13 protein-coding genes are annotated in these 16,611 nt (G+C 34.3%); 7 read left to right on the forward strand and 6 right to left on the reverse strand.

What is annotated here, in order from left to right; genetic code table 11:
• Positions 1-188: 188 nt before the first annotated feature.
• A complete protein-coding gene (locus BMX63_RS05275; RefSeq protein WP_425441461.1) occupies positions 189-1,031 on the forward strand; it encodes a glycerophosphodiester phosphodiesterase in 843 nt (280 codons plus the stop codon).
• A gap of 624 nt (positions 1,032-1,655) precedes the next feature.
• Here BMX63_RS05275 and BMX63_RS05280 read toward each other — a convergent pair.
• Positions 1,656-2,015, reverse strand: a complete 360-nt coding sequence (locus BMX63_RS05280) for a hypothetical protein (RefSeq protein WP_093132705.1) — start codon at positions 2,013-2,015, stop codon at positions 1,656-1,658.
• A gap of 592 nt (positions 2,016-2,607) precedes the next feature.
• Here BMX63_RS05280 and BMX63_RS05285 point away from each other — a divergent pair.
• Positions 2,608-4,404, forward strand: coding sequence for a GmrSD restriction endonuclease domain-containing protein (locus BMX63_RS05285; RefSeq protein ID WP_093132707.1), 1,797 nt, complete (start codon positions 2,608-2,610; stop codon positions 4,402-4,404).
• Between the two features lie 262 nt (positions 4,405-4,666).
• On the opposite strand, the gene BMX63_RS05290 is transcribed toward BMX63_RS05285, so the two are convergent.
• The 4 genes from BMX63_RS05290 to BMX63_RS05305 form a co-directional block, all read right to left on the reverse strand.
• Positions 4,667-5,551 carry a recombinase zinc beta ribbon domain-containing protein gene (locus BMX63_RS05290; protein ID WP_281242730.1) on the reverse strand — a complete coding sequence of 295 codons (885 nt, stop codon included), beginning with the start codon at positions 5,549-5,551 and terminating at the stop codon, positions 4,667-4,669.
• A 91-nt stretch (positions 5,552-5,642) separates the two neighbouring features.
• Complete coding sequence (locus BMX63_RS05295) at positions 5,643-6,230, reverse strand: recombinase family protein (RefSeq protein ID WP_093132711.1); 588 nt, start codon at positions 6,228-6,230, stop codon at positions 5,643-5,645.
• Positions 6,227-6,406 carry a hypothetical protein gene (locus BMX63_RS05300; protein WP_093132713.1) on the reverse strand — a complete coding sequence of 60 codons (180 nt, stop codon included), beginning with the start codon at positions 6,404-6,406 and terminating at the stop codon, positions 6,227-6,229. The genes BMX63_RS05295 and BMX63_RS05300 overlap by 4 nt, the downstream gene beginning before the upstream one ends.
• Positions 6,407-6,478: 72 nt before the next feature.
• Entirely contained in the window at positions 6,479-7,069 is a 591-nt protein-coding gene (locus BMX63_RS05305; RefSeq protein WP_093132715.1) for a helix-turn-helix domain-containing protein, read from the reverse strand.
• Positions 7,070-7,217: 148 nt separating this feature from the next.
• Between BMX63_RS05305 and BMX63_RS05310 the strand changes: the two genes are divergently transcribed.
• The 5 genes from BMX63_RS05310 to BMX63_RS05330 all read left to right on the forward strand — a co-directional run bounded on the left by BMX63_RS05310 (position 7,218) and on the right by BMX63_RS05330 (position 15,873).
• A complete protein-coding gene (locus BMX63_RS05310; protein WP_093132717.1) occupies positions 7,218-8,168 on the forward strand; it encodes a hypothetical protein in 951 nt (316 codons plus the stop codon).
• Between the two features lie 349 nt (positions 8,169-8,517).
• Positions 8,518-10,002, forward strand: coding sequence for a type I restriction-modification system subunit M (locus BMX63_RS05315; protein ID WP_093132719.1), 1,485 nt, complete (start codon positions 8,518-8,520; stop codon positions 10,000-10,002).
• Positions 9,995-11,212, forward strand: coding sequence for a restriction endonuclease subunit S (locus BMX63_RS05320; protein ID WP_177167191.1), 1,218 nt, complete (start codon positions 9,995-9,997; stop codon positions 11,210-11,212). The genes BMX63_RS05315 and BMX63_RS05320 overlap by 8 nt, the downstream gene beginning before the upstream one ends.
• Positions 11,209-14,154: a type I restriction endonuclease subunit R gene (locus BMX63_RS05325; RefSeq protein WP_093132723.1), complete on the forward strand. Its 2,946-nt coding sequence runs from the start codon at positions 11,209-11,211 to the stop codon at positions 14,152-14,154. The genes BMX63_RS05320 and BMX63_RS05325 overlap by 4 nt, the downstream gene beginning before the upstream one ends.
• 72 nt (positions 14,155-14,226) lie before the next feature.
• Positions 14,227-15,873 (forward strand): hypothetical protein, encoded by a 1,647-nt coding sequence (locus BMX63_RS05330; protein ID WP_093132725.1) that lies wholly within the window; start codon positions 14,227-14,229, stop codon positions 15,871-15,873.
• Here BMX63_RS05330 and BMX63_RS05335 read toward each other — a convergent pair.
• The gene (locus tag BMX63_RS05335; protein ID WP_093132728.1) at positions 15,862-16,593 is read right to left on the reverse strand and encodes a M48 family metallopeptidase; all 732 of its coding nucleotides are present in this window, start codon (positions 16,591-16,593) and stop codon (positions 15,862-15,864) included. The two genes, BMX63_RS05330 and BMX63_RS05335, sit on opposite strands and share 12 nt — an antisense overlap.
• Between the last annotated feature and the right edge of the window lie 18 nt (positions 16,594-16,611).

Raw genomic sequence — 16,611 nt, forward strand, 5'->3', positions numbered from 1 at the left:
ATATGCCCATATCAACTCCTGAACTGTCAAGGTGGAGTGATTTTCAATGGGGCTCTGTTCGAGTCAAGGACTTTGGCATTGCTGCAAATGATCTATATTTTGTTACAGTTTCTTATTGTTCTATTTATACGATTTTAATAGTCTTTTACTACACTGATAACAAAATATAGAAAGGGGAGATTCTGTTGATAAGAAGAATTTTTTCAATCATTTTTATGTTCGTTGTTTTCATGTGCTTATTTACTGTCCCAGCATTTGCAGCAATAGGGGAAACACCAGCAAAACAGCAACAGGTGGTAAATGTAGCCCATAGAGGTGCCTCCGGACATGCGCCTGAAAATACGATGGCTGCTTTTGAAAAAGCTTTTGAAATGAAATCGGATTACATTGAGATTGATGTGCAAATGACTAAGGATGGCGAACTGATTGCCATTCATGATACGACGGTAGACCGAACAACAAATGGAATGGGATTTGTTGGTGATTTTACATTGGAGGAAATTCAGCAATTGGATGCAGGGAGCTGGTTTGATGAGGAATTTGCGGGTGAGCAGATTCCAACCTTTGAGGAGATAGTTGATAAATACCGTGGAAAGGTTGGTCTATTAATTGAATTGAAGTCTCCTGAACTATATCCAGGGGTTGAAGAAAAAGTGGCGGATGTATTGACTGAGCGTAATATGCATCGACCAAATAACAATAAAGTTATCATTCAATCATTCAACCATGAATCGGTCCAAAGATCAAAAGAACTGCTGCCTAATATTCCACATGGTGTTCTTGCAGGTATGAATTGGGCAGAAGTAACAGATGAACAGCTACAGGAATTTGCAGCCTACGCGGATTACTTTAACCCAAATCGGAATTTTGTAGACGAGGAATTAGTGGAGCGCGTGCACCGTTCTGGCATGGAGATTTATGCCTATACAGTAAGAGAACAGAAACATGCAGATGAATTATTTGAAGCGGGTGTGGACGGCATCATTACAGACTTTCCAGAATATGTGTATGACTTTCCCGGACAAAACTAATGAAGCGATGATTGAGAATCCTTCATCTATACCCGCTAAACGTATAGTAAACAGAGTGAAAGGATAACAGGTATTTTATAAATCTTAATTTTTCCAGAGAGAGGTTATTAAGCCCTCTCTTATTTTTTTCTCAATACTGATACAGGGAACGTGCCATAAGTGGGTGATGTCTGCTTATATGGATGAGTTGGGGTAGTATGTAGGCAGCTGAGTTTCAGGAATGGGAGGGCTGAAGGACAAAATATTTCACTAGGGTGGAGGAAATGTCTCTCATAGGGCCGATGAAGGACAATAAGAAGGAAAAAGGTCATCTAAATGTCCTTCATAAGCTTTATGAAAGACAAAAAGAGGGGGAATCACTGCGAAATGTCTTTCATACCATGAAATGAAGGACAAAGATCAGATATAGGCTAGGGAAACTGTCCTTCATTCAGCTAACCAAAAAATATGAGCAGGAAAAATAGCCGTATTCCCACTCCGAAGAATTAATCATTTAGATTTCTTTTAAACTATTTATTTAATGATATATAATCCACCAGTAACGACAAGTAATTTTAAATTGATTACGTTGAGTAAGGTGATTATTTAATGGGAAAACGCTTAGAGAGTGTTAGGGATGTCTCATTAAAGACTAATGTACCTCTTGATGTGGTTAAACTCCTTGATATAGATGATTGATAAGGCAATAATATATTTTTTATATTTCTTAATGGTTTTATGGTATTCTATGGGAAACCTTTTAAGTTCCTTTAATGGAGGTTTCTTCTTTTTCTTAATGTAGGTTGATAGACATCTATTCTCAGAAATTAGTTTTGCCACTTTTATGGCTTCTTGACGTGTATCAGGATTTTTTGGACAACAGCTGGCTAAATCATTAGCTTTTATCTTCAATTCTGTTAATAGTTGCTTGTATTCTACAACCTCATCTTTTAATTGACCTCTGGCTTCATACAAGCATTCTTTATCCTCTTGATGTATGCCCATAAAATAGCCTCCACATTTTATATTAGAAAATCAACTTATAGGTATATTATGAGCAGATGGAATAATTGTATTACTTGTATATAAGATATCATGAAAACTAACAGATGATTTATACAGTTTGATTTCAATTTTATTACGTTATGTATTTCTCTCTTTAATGAACCATCCCCCGTGATCTCATTTCAATTGAATATTCGAATGATGAAAATGGAAGTATTAGGTATAAATGGGCTTTTAAAGATAGGAAATCTTATGAGTTTGATAGAGGGATTGAAGACAAGTATGGAGGGAAAGATTGTTTAGAATATGTGTGGTTTTTGTAGAGGAATTTGCTATAGTAATGCTAAATTGATTAACTGGATGATTATGTAAATGTTTTAGAGTTTTTGATATAATTATACTAAGTATTATATAGATTTTAGTTAGATATTGAAGCGGGGGTTATTTAGAGAAAGGATGCTTTTAGTAAAAGTAAAGGTATTTTTGATTAATTACTTTTCGGATCATAAAATTGTATATAACTAAACAAAGTTCAATAATATAGTTTCTGTTAAACTAGTATCTTTAGTACAAAATAATTGGTGGTGATTGTTTGTCTAATTATCAAGTAAACAATACAAATATTAACGCTTTAATAAGCTGGATTGACCAGGGAATAGTAGCTATACCTGAAATACAGCGTCCATTTGTTTGGAAACCTTCTAAGGTTAGAGATTTATTGGATTCCCTATATAATGATTATCCTGTTGGGTATATTATAACGTGGCAAAATCCAGATGCCCGTCTTAAAGATGGAACGGTGTCTCATGGCAAAAGAATTTTAATTGATGGTCAGCAAAGAGTAACCGCAATTATGGCTGCTATTGCGGGGAAAGAAGTTGTTACAAAAGACTATAGTAAAAGAAGGATAAAAATTGCGTTCAATCCTATTGAAGAAACTTTTGAAGTTCAGAACCCTGCAATTCTTAAAGATAAAAAGTGGATTCCTGATATATCAGAAGTATTTAAACAGGGCTTTGATACTTTTGGCTTTATAAATAACTATTGTCAACAAAACCCGGAAATTAGTAATAACGAATTAAACGATATTTTACAAAAGTTAACAAGTGTCCGGTATAGTTCGATAGGTGTAATTGAATTGGCCCATACACTAGACATAGAAGTAGTTACTGAAATATTTATTCGTATAAATTCAGCTGGTGTTAATTTAAGTCAAGCTGATTTTGCCATGTCAAAAATATCTGTAAACGATTTACATAATGGACCCTTAATAAGGAAAACGGTAGATTACTTTTGTAACTTAATTAAAAGTCCTTCTATCTATGACAACATAGTCCAAAATGATCAAGACTATGCTCAAACGGATGACTTCAGCAAAATAAAATGGCTAAAAGATTATAATACAAATATTTATGAACCGAGTTATTCTGATTTATTACGAGTAGCCTTTACATTTAAATTTCTTCGGGGCCGGCTTTCAAATTTGGTAAGTTTATTGTCCGGAAGAGATTTTGAAACTCGAGAGTATAAGGGAGAAATAATTGAGGATTCTTTTGAAAAGCTTCATGACGGTGTATTGAAATTTGTTAATGAAACGAATTTTAAGCGGTTTATCATGATTCTGAAGTCAGCAGGAGTTATAAATGCTAAACTGGTGCGATCACAAAATGCTCTAAACTTTGCATACACTTTATACCTTTTATTACGTGAGAAGAATGTTAATGATTCTCACATTAATCAAATAGTAAGAAGATGGCTTGTCGCTTCTATACTTACAGAACGATATTCGGGTTCCCCGGAGTCTATGTTTGATTTTGATATCAAACGTTTTGAATCTCACGAAGATCCAATGGAGTATGTAAGAAACATGGAAGCAGGAGAGTTGTCTGATGCTTACTGGAAGAATATATTGCCAGCTAATTTAAATACATCGGTTTCAAGTAGTCCATATTTCAATTTATATGTAATGTCACAGATCTATGATAAGGATTACGCCTTTTTGTCCAAGTCCATTACTGTTCAACAGCTGATTGAAGAAAGAGGAGATGTTCACCACGTTTTTCCTAAAAAGTATTTGCAGTCCAACGGTTATAATAACAGAAGACAATATAATCAGATTGCAAACTACGCATATACCGAACAAGTAGTAAACCTGGCTATTAAGGCACAATCGCCAAAAGAATATATGGAAAAAATCAAGTCACAGGTTGGTGGAGAACCATTAAAGATAGGTGAAATTGACAACTGGAATGATCTGCAAGAGAACCTTAGAATGAATTGTGTTCCAGAATCTATATTTGATATGGAGTCAAATGATTATCAGTCCTTCTTAGTTAAGAGGAGAGAGCTGATTGTTGAGAAGATTCGTAATTACTATAACAAACTTTAATTGCTAGCAATATAATCTGTCATATTCTCAGCTAAATTTATTGCTGGATGTGAAATGATAGGTGATTGGGTTGATTAAGTTAAAAAATAAGGTAGGAGGTATAATTCCTATCTTAATTTTTTACCTAAAGAACCGGTGAACCGTACCATAAGTGAGGGTAAAACTGAAAGGGACCTCAATGTGTCCCTTAGCTCTTTTTCTGTAGGATTCACTTTATTTAAGGGAGATAAATCTATATCTTCATGAGCATAGCTTGCCATCTTTAAGAGCAGGCTTTTTGACTTTTTTTTACTGCTTCAGGGGTAAAGTCGAAGTATAGCTTAATATTAGTAACCTCTCGTCCTCGCTGTCTGCTGTGACTTCTTTTCATAGCCGTAGGCGTAATCTCAATCTGTTCCACAATCATCCGTAATAGCTCTTTCTTTTCCTCACCACTTACTTTTTCCAGTATTTCATCTATATTTTTAATAAGATGGTGAAGTGCCATTAAATCAATTGGTTTTGTATTGATGTTTGCGAGCTCTTCCTCGATTTTTTCCAACTCTATTTGATTGGATGCGATTTCTTGTTGCTGTTCTTTTATTTTCCCTTCAATTAGCGGTTTTAAATCTGGGTCATCCATTAGCTTCTCTATTGCAGTATTAATCTTTTTCTCATTTTCCTTTATTTTTGATTCAATATATTTCTTTTGAGCTATTAGTGGCTCAAAGGCATTTACTCTTTCTTGATTCATTTTTTGGACCAATTGTTGTATGAAGTTAGAATCTGTGACTATGCGTTTAATTTCCTCAAGTACTTGTGCCTCTGCAAGGTCAGCATTAATACTATTAGATGAACATACAGATGCACCTTTGTTATGGAAGTTACCACACTTGTAATATCGGTATTTTTTTGTTTTTCCATTAGATGTTCCAGCTACCATTCCAGCGCCACATTGTGGACAACGTATTAGTTTAGATAGAAAATAAGGTTTATTAGACTGCACGGCTTTAAATGAGCGTTCTTGTCTTTTTATTTGCACACGTTCCCATAAATCTGTATCGATAATTGGTTCGTGTTTACCATCAACAATGATAGGGTCTTTATTTTTTCCCTTACGCCTTTTTTCCGCCCAATTCTCATGTTGATTAAATCGGACTTTACCAATATAAACAGATTATCTAATATCCCTTTTAATGTAGCAATGGAAAATTCTCTGCCTCGTTTCGTTTTATACCCTTTACGATTTACGATTCCAGCTATTTTTTGTACCCATATCCTCGGTCGGCAAGTTCGAATATCTCTCTTACTATTTTTGCTTCATCATGGTTCACAAAAAGTTGTTTTTCTTTGGAATCGTAACCAAGACATAAACCACCATTCCATCTACCCTCTTTTGCTCTCTGAGTCATACCCATTTTTACACGGCCAGCTATCTGCTCACGTTCGTTTTCTGCGATAGCACTTAAAATATTATAAATTAACTTTCCGTGTATTGTTGTTGTATCAATACCCTCTGATAAACTGATTAACTGTACATTATGAGTTCCTAGCGTTTCGACTATCACTGATGCATCGCTAACTCTTCTTGCAATACGGTCTAATTTATATGTCATAACAGCATCAAATTTATTTCGACTAGCATCTTCTAGTAAACGAGTCATTTGAGGACGCCCATCTATACTTTTGCCACTTTTCCCTTCGTCAATATATTCATCTATAATTGTGAGTCCGTGTCTTTCTGCATATTCTACTAACAACTCTTTTTGAGCTGCAATACTATAGCCTTCTCTAGCTTGGTCTTCTGTACTAACACGTGCATAAATAACAGCATTCATTGTTTTCATTCTAGCTCCTCCTTTGTTTGATGTGGCTTAACTTCCTTTACGACTTGTTTATGAGTATTATTTTGATATTCAGTCATTGCATTATTTGCTATAGCTGCAAATGTATTAAGAAAGCTTTTCTGTTTATTTGTAAGAACTAATTGTTCTCCAGACCTTTTGTACTCTGGAATGTTCATTGTATTTTCACCTCCCAAGCTAAAAGGTGAATTAATTTTATACTTCATTATTCACCTTTAAATACTTTCATATTAGTGTTTCTCGTTGCCATGGTTAGATAGTTTTGTAATAGCCTTAATCCGTTTATTCTGGTTAATGTTTCTTTTCTCAATCCATTCTACCTCCAATTTATTTTTCTCTAGTAATTCATCGTAATCGATGTCCAGACAATCTAAATTGGATATTACCTCGTTTTCTTTAATGATTTTTCCTTCTACGTTTTGCAACGTCATTGTTACATTTAGTTTGTAGTAGGCATTTAATAATTCATACGGTTGCTGTTCCACATATGTTTTTCCCAAGTAAAAGCGTAAGGGGTTAATATCATACAATGCTTCCACTGGAATGGAATAATATTTGGCTAGCTGTGACACAGTTGTCTTTCTAGGTCTAGTCGTTTCACCGTTTTCAAGATTATATAGTCCTTGGTGGCTAATAATGTTACTCTCGCTTGCTACCTTCTTTACAGTGAATTCATCTGTATAGATTTTATTGAGCTCTTCTCTAATCCATTTAATTCTTTCAGGTAATGTTTTCGTGGCGAAATTTTCTAATTCATTTCCCTCTATAAAACGTCCTTTTTGGTCATGAATAAATGATTGTTCTTCAGTTTTATTTTTCATTTAATTTTATCCTCCGTTTCCTTTTGACTTTATTATACAAGAAAAATAAATATAGTCAAGTTATAGGTAAACTTTATATTATACTTTACTATAGTTTTGTAAATACATATACTTTCATTGAAGAAAAAGAAATCAGGAGGTATAAATAATGAACGTTCATGACGATAAATTCAATGAAGTTGCTGATATTTTCATGAAGGAATTAACAAACTTTATTAAGCAGTTGTTGAGTATTCATCAAAAAGTATCAAAGAATGGACCAATAAGCTTACAAGACGAAACTCCAAAAAATAAATTACTCTTTCTACAACAACAACTAATAAAAGGGAAGCTTGATAAAGTACTACTAGACTTTGGAGTGAAAAGGGCGGCAAGAGAAATCTCACAATCAGAAATGCTTGCTTTGGCCAAAGTATTTAATTCAGGTCCATTCTCAAAAGATAAGAAAGATGTTGAGTATGATGCAATATTTTCAAACATTGCTGTGCAATATCTTATCCATAATGCCATAATGCAAAATGAACATGATATATACAATGGAGGCTTTACTCATTATATGGATGATGCTTTAAGTGAATCGTATTTTATGGTGAAGGGGTTCTTCAGCTTCTACCATACTAATAAAGCTAAAATGGCTGACATTGAGCTTGAAGACAATGTAGAATGGAAATTTATTATGTTTACGAAAAAAATGTTACTTTCTAAAATAAAGCATTGGTACTTAACGGAAATACAATCGTATAGTTACATCCCTCCCAAATATAGACTCGCCAAGCAAAAGAAGAAGTATAAAAGGAGATTCATACCTGTAGAGGATGAAACCTTAATGAGGATGCCAGCTAATGATATTCACCATAGAACAATCGTAGACAAATATGGAGAAACAATAGGAGATAAATCTTACTGTCAGTTGATAAAGGAAGTTAAAGAAGAGCGTAACCCACAGTATGCTTTGTATATGGATGGTAGTTATAGAGAAAGAAAGACCTACAAAATGATAGCCCATGAATATGAAGTATCTGAAGGTGCTGTCAAAGCAGGTGTCAGTAGAGGGTTAGCCTATTTAAGAAAAAAGTACAATAAAACTACAACCAATTAGTGACTACTGTAACTATTAATAAATAGAGGTAGCATTAATATCGTACTACTTACAATCAGATGCAGCAGATGGTAACTAGTGAACTAACTACTCTAGTGAGAAACAAATACTACTAAGTGGTTGTGGTGTCACACCAATTAAGAGTAAGTAGAATGTGTACAACAACTTGCGGTGGGCAGCAAACAATTTCATTTGAAAATTATCCATACATAACTTGGGGTTGGATTTTTTGCATGATTTTTATTCTTATAGGGGAATTATCTGTCAATTCAATCTCGATTCTATCTATTTAAACCTAAATTTGATATATTTGTAATATAGTTAAAAAGAAATATATGGGGGTAAAGCAATGTCTAAGTTGACGTTACAACAATTAGAATCACATTTATGGCAATCAGCTAATATCTTACGAGGAAGCATTGATTCATCTGATTATAAAAATTACATATTTGGTTTGTTGTTTTTAAAACGATTAAGTGATGTTTTTATCGAAACTGCGAAAGAAATCGAACGTGAAGAAAATGATGATTATGGATGGTATGACCGTGATGAACACCAATTCTTTGTTCCAGAACGTGCTCGCTGGACACATATTCAAATTCAAACGCAAGATATCGGTAATACCATTAACAAAGCTTTTGAAGCACTAGAAGAAGAAAATCCATCATTGGATGGTGTTTTAGCTAATATTGATTTTAATGACAAAGATAAATTACCTGATAAGCTATTAATGCAGCTTGTTCAACATTTTTCATCCATTGATTTAAGTAATGGGAATCTATCGGAACCAGATATGTTAGGTCGTGCTTATGAGTATTTAATTAAACAGTTTGCCGATGATGCTGGAAAAAAAGGTGGCGAATTCTACACACCAACAAAAGTCGTAGAACTGATTGTTAACCTGATTAAACCAGAAGAAAAGATGAGGGTATGCGACCCTACAGTTGGTTCGGGTGGTATGCTTGTTCAATCAGTGGACTATATCAAATCACAGGGTGGGGACCCACGTAATTTATCCTTACATGGACAAGAAAGAAACCTAAATACATGGGCGATTTGTAAGATGAATCTATTATTACATGGTTTAAGCGACCACCGAATTGAACGGGGAGATACGATACGTGAGCCAAAGCTACTAGGTGATGATAAAGAACTACTATTGTATGACCGAGTCATTGCAAATCCACCATTTTCATTAAAGAACTGGGGAAGAGAAGAAGCTGAAGCCGATGAATATGGACGTTTCCGTTTTGGTATTCCGCCTAAAAATGCTGGAGACTATGGATTTGTTCAACATATGGTGTCTACGTTAAACCATGAAGGTAAAGCTGGAGTGGTTATGCCACATGGTGTGTTATTCCGTGGGGCTGCAGAAGGGAAAATTCGTGAAGGGTTGTTAAAAGAAGATTTAGTGGAAGCTATTGTTGGTTTGCCATCAAATCTTTTCTATGGCACAGGTATCCCAGCTTGTATCTTAATCTTGAATCGAAAAAAAGCAGATGAATACAAAGGAAAAATCTTTATACTGGATGGTTCAAAAGATTATCAAGAAGGCAAAAACCAAAATGTTCTTCGTAGTGAAGACATTGAGAAAATCGTTCAAGCTTATGATGCATGGGAAGACCAAGAGAAATATTGTCGAGTGGTTAGTCTAGAAGAAATTGAAGAAAATGACTACAACTTAAACATTGCCCGTTACATCGATACAACAGAAGAGGAAGAAGAAATTGACGTTCAATCAGTTTTAACAGATTTGAGAAAACTAGAGCAAGAGCGTGCTGAGATTGAAGAGAAGATGTATGGGTATTTGAAGGAGTTGGGGTATGGTGAGTAAGCTTATTGACTGGAATAAGGTATCATTAAGAGATAACTTAGACATATTAACTGGTTATGCTTTTAGTTCAAAAAAATTTAATGATTCCGATGGTTTACCATTAATCAGAATTAGAGATTTGCTATCACATAATCCAGTAACAAAATATTCTGGAGAGTATGATGAGCTTTATTTAATTGAAAAGAATGATGTACTGATTGGAATGGATGGAGAGTTTAATATAGTTAGGTGGAAAGGACCTAAATCTTTACTCAATCAACGAGTTGCTAAAATAAAATCAAGCAATAAAAACTTAATTGACAATAAATTTATCTATTATCGAATGCATAGTGAATTAAAACGAATAGAAGCACTAACACCTGCAACAACTGTAAAACATCTAGCTAAAAAAGATATTCAAAACCTGACTCTTCTGTTACCACCTATTAAAAAACAGCAAAAAATCGCAGCAATCCTCTCGTCTGTTGATGAAGCAATCGAAAAAACAGAACAAATCATCGAACAAACAGAGACTGTGAAAAAAGGATTAATGCAACAGTTGTTGACGAAGGGAATTGGGCATACGGAATTTAAGGACTCACCTTTCGGAAAAATCCCTAGCAATTGGAAAACAGTTTTTATTGAAGATGTTGTGGAGATTAATCCAGAAAACTTATCTAGCAAAACAGATGATTTTTACGAATTGGATTATATCGATATTGCTTCAATTGAGAAAAACAATATTACAGGAACAAATAGATACTTGTTTAAAGATGCTCCTAGTAGGGCGAGAAGAAAAGTTAAAACTGGTGATACTATTGTTTCAACGGTGAGACCATACTTAAGAGGTTTTGCATATATAAATGAAAGATACAATGAGACTGTTTGTTCTACTGGTTTTGCAGTACTTAGAAGTAAAAATGAATGCCATTCAGATTTTTTATACCAAGTTATTTTATCAGACCGTTTTGTAAACTATTTAATATCAAATATGACTGGTAGTAATTATCCAGCGGTAAAAGCAGATGATATTAAAACTTATAATTTTACTTTGCCCCCTAAAGATGAACAGATTAAAATTTCAAATATTTTATCTGAGTATCATAAGAAAATTGAAACAGAATTAAATAAGCTAACTATACTAAATGAAATTAAGAAAGGTCTTATGCAACAACTTTTAACAGGTAAAGTCCGTGTCCCAATTAATGAAAATGAGGAGGTTCCGTCATGAGTGAAGCGCAAGCTTGGAATGAAGAAACGTTAGTGGAAAATCGAATGATTGACCAACTTCAGGAGCTTGGCTACACATATGTTCATGGAACGGAATTAGATAAGGAACGCTCATTTCAAACAGAGGTTGTCTTAAAAGAACGTCTACAAGAAACCATTCAGCGGTTGAATCCATGGATTAATGAAAACAACTTAAATAGAGTTGTTCGCACCATTACACATATGGAAGCAACAAGTGTAATGGAAGCGAACCAACAATTTCATGAGCTGCTCATTAACCAGTTATCGGTTCAGCAGGATGTTGGGAGTGGACGAAAAAACCAGACGGTGAAGCTGATTGATTTTGACTGCATTAAAAACAATGACTTTATCATTACAAGTCAATTCAGTTTTACTCATGCGAATGACACGATTCGTCCAGATATCATGCTTTATGTGAATGGACTGCCATTAGTCATCATTGAATGTAAGAGCCCAGCTTTACCACCTGATGAACAAATCGGACTAGGGGTCAAACAGTTGCGTCGCTATCAACAAGAAAACGAATCACTTTTTCATTACAATCAATTTGTCATTGCGACAAGTAATGACCGTGCAAAAGTGGGAACGATTGGCGCTAAAGCTCAACACTATAGTGCTTGGAAAGAACCGTATCCTTTATCCGTTCAGGACATAGGTGGGAATCCAACAGCCCAAGATATTTTAACTACAGGAATATTGGATAAAGAGAGACTCTTTGATATTATGTTAAACTTTATTGTTTATGAGCCAGAAGATGGTCGAGTGATTAAGAAAATGGCTCGTTATCAACAGTATAGAGCTGTGAATAAGGCAGTAGAAAGAATCCTAATTGGTGAACATCCACAAGCTCGTGGTGGGGTTGTATGGGCGACGCAAGGGTCAGGTAAATCATTATCTATGGTCTTTTTATCAATGAAATTACGTCGTTTGAAACAGTTAGAAAACCCAGTAATAGTTGTTGTGACGGATAGACAAGACTTAGATACGCAAATAACTGCTACCTTTAAACGGTGTGGATTCCCGAACCCGAAACAAGCGGAGTCTGTAGAAGAACTCCAAAAGTTATTACAACAAGGTCCAGGTTCTACGGTGATGACCTTAGTCCAGAAATTCCAAACTGAAGAAGATGAGAAATACCCATTACTGACGAGTTCAGACAACGTCATTGTGTTAGTCGATGAGTCGCATCGTTCTCAGTACAGTTCACTAGCAATGAATATGCGCATCGGTTTGCCAAATGCTACATATATTGGGTTTACTGGAACTCCAATTGACAAAGAAGATAAAAGTACGGTTCGAACGTTTGGAACGTATATTGATAAGTACCCTATTGAAAAAGCGGTACAAGATGGTGCTACTGTTCCTATCTTTTACGAAGCTCGATTGGTTGATTTACATGTTCAAGGCGAAACGATTGATACGTTATTTGACCGTTTCTTCCGTGATTATTCAGATGAAGATAAAGAAAAAATAAAACAAAAATATGTTACTGAGGAAGCATTAACATCATCACCTAAACGTCTTAAAACCGTTGTCCTTGATATAATAGAGCATTATGAGCAACATATTCAGCCAAACGGATTTAAAGCTCAAATTGTTTCTGTATCTCGTCAAGCAGCTGTTGCTTATAAAAAATTAATGGACGAACTAAGTGATTATGAATCAGCAGTTATCATTTCAAGTGGTCATAACGATTCGGAGGAAATGAAACAATATGGCATATCACAAGCGGAGGAAAAAGAACTTATCCAACGCTTTAAGAAACCATTAGGTGAAGACCCATTAGCCTTTTTAATTGTATGCGATAAATTGTTAACAGGGTTTGATGCACCGATTGAACAAGTGATGTATTTAGACAAACCTTTGAAGGAACATAACTTACTTCAAGCCATTGCTAGAACGAACCGAACGTATGATAAAAAGACACATGGATTAATTGTTGATTATTATGGTGTATCGCAATTTTTAGAAGAAGCATTGGGTGTTTTCCATGAAGAAGATATTAAAGGGGCCATGCATCATGTAGATGAAGAATTACCAAGATTACAATCTCGTCATCGACGAGTGATGCAATTCTTTGATTATATTAATAAGAGTAACCTTGAAGCTTGTTTGAAGGTGCTGGAACCAGAAGATGTTCGTAATAAGTTTGATACCGCCTTTAAGAAGTTTTCGGAAAGCATGGATATGGTGATGCCTAGTCCGAAAGCGAAAGCCTATGTTGATGACTTGAAATGGCTAGGTAAAGTTCGAAAACTAGCAAAGTCTCGTTACTACGTTGATGATGGTACGATGGATATATCCGATTGTGGTGGAAAGGTACGTGAACTCATTGAGGAGTATGTTTATGCATCTACACCTGAGATTCTCTTTGAGCCAGTAAATATACTAACAAATAAATTTGATGAGAAGCTAGATGAACTGAAAACACCAGAAGCAAAAGCAGCTGAAATGGAGCATGCCATTAAGCATGAAATAAGAATTAAGTTAGATGAGAATCCAGTCAAATATACCTCATTAAGAGAACGATTAGAGCAACTAATCGAACAACGTAAAGCACGCCAATTAACGATTGAAGAACTGTTAGAAGAATACCATGCCATGAGAGAAGAAATGATGGACATGGAACAAGAAAGTCAATCGTTTGGGCTAAAGGATGCCAAGCAGTTACCGTTTTATCAGTTACTAGAACAACAAATTCCAGTTGACATGGAACAAGAAAGTTTAAGAGATTTAACTGAGATTATCACAGATATTATCCAAGCCAATGCAGTGATAGATTGGATAGACAAAGAAGACGTGAAACGTGAAATGCGAAAGAAATTGAAGAAACAACTTAGAGCAAGCTCAGTTCCTAATAAGCAAGTTGAACAAGTGGCTAGGCAATTAATGGAACTGGGTGAGATACATTATAAACAATAACTCATTCAACAAGAGAGACATAACATCATGAAGAGGTGTTATGTCTTTTTTAAAATATAAAAGGTGGTCTGGATGAATATATTGAAATTTATAAGTGAAGAACGTCATTTTACGCTGATTAATTATGGACCAAATGATTTAAGTACGGGCTACAATATTCATAAATTAATGGACAATTCCACGGAGATTATTAGTTATTATACAGCCAAAGAAAAAACAGTAATAAACAATATAGATGATTATATTGATTTACTGTTTTTAGATTTTGTAAAAAGTTTCGACGAATTTGTTGATATTATTAAGCCTCCACACAATGCAACTATTAAAAATATAATAAACTATGCTTCGGCTTTTAGACTAGATTATAAGAATAAGCAAATAATTACATTTATTAATGAGCGTTATGACGAGATTTTATCTTATAAAGATAAGTATATTAGAAAAGGTTTAAAAGAAAGAACTTTAGATTACATTCTTAAATTTAATAAAGGATTAGACTTTGAGAAAATAACTAATTACTTACTACAACAGCACATTATCTTTTTTATAGATAACATAGAATCTCTTTATCCAATAATAAAAAATCATAATAAAGGGTTAATGGAGAATCTTTTCGATGAAAATGTACCATTTAATAAACTTGTCAATTACAGGTTTGAAGATGTGTGTAAGCTATGTATTAATTTTCACAGACTAAATGAAAGTAGACTTTCACAAAGACTGGCCAATAAATTATTCTCTTTTATAAAAAATGAATATGATTCATTCGTAGAGGGAGAACCACCTTATGGACTCGTGAATAACTTTAAAGTAATGACACGCACATTAAAAATTATAAAGAACAAAAATTATTACGAATCAAAAGAAATATACAGTAGGCTTGAACAACTGTCAAATGACTACCTGGAGAATCATGGACAAGTTCACGAATATGAAATATCGAATAAAGAATACATGAATTTAATTGAAAAAACCGAAGAAGCAAGACTGCATGATATGGATAAAGTCTTCTTGTTAAGTCATAGATTTGATAGTAATAGATTATGGGCATCAGTCTTAGAAGAATTTAATAACCAGATTGAGCCCAGTATTATCGATATGGCTTCGTCACCAACTGATACTAATGATTATTTCACTTTAAGTCGACAACAAATGAATCACGAATTTATTGACAAACAATCAGTAAATGTGGCTTATTGGTTAGCAGAAGACAAAATAGATGGATTTTTCTCTGTATTAATATTTAATGTTCAAGTATTATCTTCTGAACTACAACTTACGTTAGAACTAGGCGAAGAAATGAACTATTTGCAAAGTGCTATAGCCACGATATATGAATCAGATAATACGAGGCAAGATATCTTAATCTATAACACCACTTTTTATGTTATAACATTAATTGAAAGAATCCTAAGAGAACTATTTGTTTATTATGAAGAAGATGCAATATTTAATATTGAACAGCATACCATGTCTAAATTGCTTGATGAGAAAAGTCCAATCGAAAGTTTAGTTGGGCAGCACCAAGTAAATTGGCTAAGGTTTTTTCTGTTGAAAAGAGACAATATTGGGTTTGATTTAAGAAATAGGATAGCACACATGCGAGACATCTCAATAAGTAACTTTAACATCTTTGATTTATATAGAATGCTATGGTTTCTTACTTCAACCATTAATTCTATATTAATAAATAGTATTAACAAAGAATTAAATAAATAGATTTGCTACTGAATAACCGTTTACTCGCAGCCATTCTTTTGCTTCCTTATAGTGAGGAAGATTCGTTCTGACTAAGCGCCAAAATTTATCGTTATGTTCAGGAACAATTAAATGAGCTAATTCGTGCACGATAATATAATCAATTACTCGTAAGGGTGCCATCACAATGCGCCAATTTAGATAGATATCACCATTTGGGGTGCACGTTCCCCATCGTTTATGTTGTGTTTTTAACTGCAATGAACGAGGTTTAACACCTAGCATGGATTGGTACTCTTTTGCTCGCTCATTAATTTTTTTAAATCCATATTGTCGGTACCACTCAATCAGTTTTTGCTCAAGTTGATGTTGGATACGTTCTTGAGACCATTCACGAGGAACAGTAGCTATAAAGCGTCCTTGTTTAAATTGAAACGAAGTGTTTGGTACTGGTTCTTTATATACTTTGAGTCGATAATAACGACCTAAATAAGGCAGTTTTTCACCACTGACGAACTCCTTGGGTTGAACTGTTGTGTTGACTTCGTTAAGTTCCAGGAGCTTTTGAGAAATCCATGGTGCTTTACGTTTGATGATTTGAACTAGTTTTGCCTCATCAATACTCTCTGGTGCGAATACTTCGACTCCATTAACAAGGTCTATTGATATTTTAACGTCTTTTCTAGTTTGTTTATAGTGGCAGTAATGAATAGTAGTAGTTCCGTATGTAATGTAAGACATATATATAAACCTTCTTTC

Source organism: Salinibacillus kushneri (assembly GCF_900111405.1).
Classification (GTDB): domain Bacteria; phylum Bacillota; class Bacilli; order Bacillales; family Alkalibacillaceae; genus Salinibacillus; species Salinibacillus kushneri.

What these genes read in the sequence shown, in the direction of transcription:
- BMX63_RS05280 (WP_093132705.1), bottom strand. Translation starts at nt 2,015, where the DNA reads ATGGGCATACATCAAGAGGATAAAGAATGCTTGTATGAAGCCAGAGGT.
- BMX63_RS05295 (WP_093132711.1), bottom strand. Translation starts at nt 6,230, where the DNA reads ATGAAAACAATGAATGCTGTTATTTATGCACGTGTTAGTACAGAAGAC.
- BMX63_RS05300 (WP_093132713.1), bottom strand. Translation starts at nt 6,406, where the DNA reads ATGAACATTCCAGAGTACAAAAGGTCTGGAGAACAATTAGTTCTTACA.
- BMX63_RS05305 (WP_093132715.1), bottom strand. Translation starts at nt 7,069, where the DNA reads ATGAAAAATAAAACTGAAGAACAATCATTTATTCATGACCAAAAAGGA.
- BMX63_RS05310 (WP_093132717.1), top strand. Translation starts at nt 7,218, where the DNA reads ATGAACGTTCATGACGATAAATTCAATGAAGTTGCTGATATTTTCATG.
- BMX63_RS05315 (WP_093132719.1), top strand. Translation starts at nt 8,518, where the DNA reads ATGTCTAAGTTGACGTTACAACAATTAGAATCACATTTATGGCAATCA.
- BMX63_RS05325 (WP_093132723.1), top strand. Translation starts at nt 11,209, where the DNA reads ATGAGTGAAGCGCAAGCTTGGAATGAAGAAACGTTAGTGGAAAATCGA.
- BMX63_RS05330 (WP_093132725.1), top strand. Translation starts at nt 14,227, where the DNA reads ATGAATATATTGAAATTTATAAGTGAAGAACGTCATTTTACGCTGATT.
- BMX63_RS05335 (WP_093132728.1), bottom strand. Translation starts at nt 16,593, where the DNA reads ATGTCTTACATTACATACGGAACTACTACTATTCATTACTGCCACTAT.